Below are 1826 nucleotides of genomic sequence, written 5' to 3' on the forward strand. Positions count from 1 at the left end.
TCTGTTAACGTTTTTCCCATTTAATTTACTATTTCCTTTCCATACTGCTATTTTCTGAATTTTTCGGTGTGATGTGCTTGTTCTAAACGATCAATTTTTATTATACCATCTTTTTTTCCAACTTTCCATTTTTTACTTTAGCGGTTTTGCTTCAATTTAAATCGAAACTATGTTATACTGTGGTTCAATCAATTCAAGTTTATAAGTGGATTTGGAGGAGCTCATGACGTTTTTTAAATGCTTCAGCCGCTTTTTATTTGTCCAGGGAAGAAAGAATAATATTATCAACCTTTCGGCTCAAATGTCCTACCGAACCCTGTCGGCATTTGTTCCTTTTTTGATGCTGCTCTACAGTTTCATCAACTGGTTTTCCGCCAGTGTCAACGAAACCCTGATTTTTGCCTTTTCAAAAATACTACCACAATCGATAATGAATTATGTTAATCTGGCCATGGAAAATGCCAATACCATTTCTTTTTCATTGGGTACCAATCTGATCCTGGGATTTTTCATTTTATATGTTTCCGTTTCGGCCATGCATTCCCTGATCACTTCTTTAAACCGGATCTTTGGCCAAAAAGAAACCCGGGGCAGTGTTGCGCTCTGGATCCAATCGATTCTATATCTGTTTTTATTTCTGCTGATTATCTTTTTCACGGTTTTTTTCTATCTATTCGGTGAAAAACTGCTTTCTTTTATTTTTCATGCTCTGAATTTGTCGCAATTTTTCGCAGTTTTTATTGTTCTCTTTACGCTGCTTTATCTGCTCATTGTGCCGACCCTGATCTTTACACTGATTTATATGTATGCCCCCAAAAACCATCTTGGTTTTTGGGAAGCCCTGCCAGGTGGCGCTTTTGTCAGCATCAGTTGGTTTATCATTCTTTTGCTCTATGCCCTGTTTGCCGATACCGTCCTTGATTTCAACAGTTTTTTCTTTAATCTCCAAGGACCCTTCTCCTTGTTTTTTGTTGTCTACCTGATCTGTTTCAGCCTTACCTTAGGCGGCGTTGTGAATCTTTACGGAACAAAACAGTCATTATTTTGTGAAACGGAGGCCGCCAAATGATCAAACGGATCATGAATTTAAAACTTGTGAAACTGATCAACTTCATCCGGGAGGATTTCGAAAAAACCGATTTTTCAGGAATCTGCACGCAAATGTCATTTTACCTGTTGTTAGCTTTTTTCCCTCTCCTGCTTTTTCTGATTTCATTTATCGGAAATTTTATCAAACCCTTCGAAACCTATCTCTATGAAATTTTAAAAACATTTTTGCCAGAGCTTTCCTATGAATATGTAACTGGTTTACTAGACAGCCTGATCAGTCAGGTTTCCGGTTCCCAGTACAGTCTGATTCTTCTGGCTTTCTTCTTTTCATCCCTGGCCACCCGAGCAGTCATGATCGGGATCAATCAAACCTATGGCCGGGAAGAAACTCGAAACCTCAGAGAAATCTGGCTCTATTCGTTTCTGTTTACGATTCTTTTCACGCTGGCCATTTTATTGATTGCGGTGGCCTATATTTTCAGTGCGGACGTCGGTGCTGTTATTTTTGAGAAAATTGGGTTATATACTTATTATTATCCGGTTCTGAGTTTTTTTGCGGTTGCTTTTTCCTGGATCGTTTCAACCTTTATTTTTAATATGATCTATGTCATGGCCCCCGCTCAGCCCTTGAAAATTAAAAATGGTCTTCCCGGAGCCCTATTTGCCACGCTGGGACTTAATATCGCTTTTCGTATTTTTACCTTATTTATTAATCATTCAACCAAATACAGTACGCTCTATGGCAGTCTGGGCGGACTTTTTGCCCTGATGGTGGC

The 1826-nt window shown here is 38.8% G+C and carries 2 protein-coding genes; both read left to right on the plus strand.

Going from position 1 to position 1826, the window contains the following annotated elements:
* Positions 1 to 223 precede the first annotated feature (223 nt).
* Complete coding sequence (locus BI182_RS01370; protein ID WP_228879078.1) at positions 224 to 1069, plus strand: YihY/virulence factor BrkB family protein; 846 nt, start codon at positions 224 to 226, stop codon at positions 1067 to 1069.
* Positions 1066 to 1826: YihY/virulence factor BrkB family protein (locus BI182_RS01375; RefSeq protein ID WP_286805000.1), on the plus strand; the 761-nt coding region annotated here is incomplete at its 3' end. The genes BI182_RS01370 and BI182_RS01375, both read left to right, overlap by 4 nt.

The organism is Acetobacterium sp. MES1 (assembly GCF_002237635.1).
Lineage (GTDB): Bacteria > Bacillota > Clostridia > Eubacteriales > Eubacteriaceae > Acetobacterium > Acetobacterium wieringae.

Coding starts and splice junctions, on each gene's coding strand:
- BI182_RS01370 (WP_228879078.1), top strand. CDS start 224: ATGACGTTTTTTAAATGCTTCAGCCGCTTTTTATTTGTCCAGGGAAGA.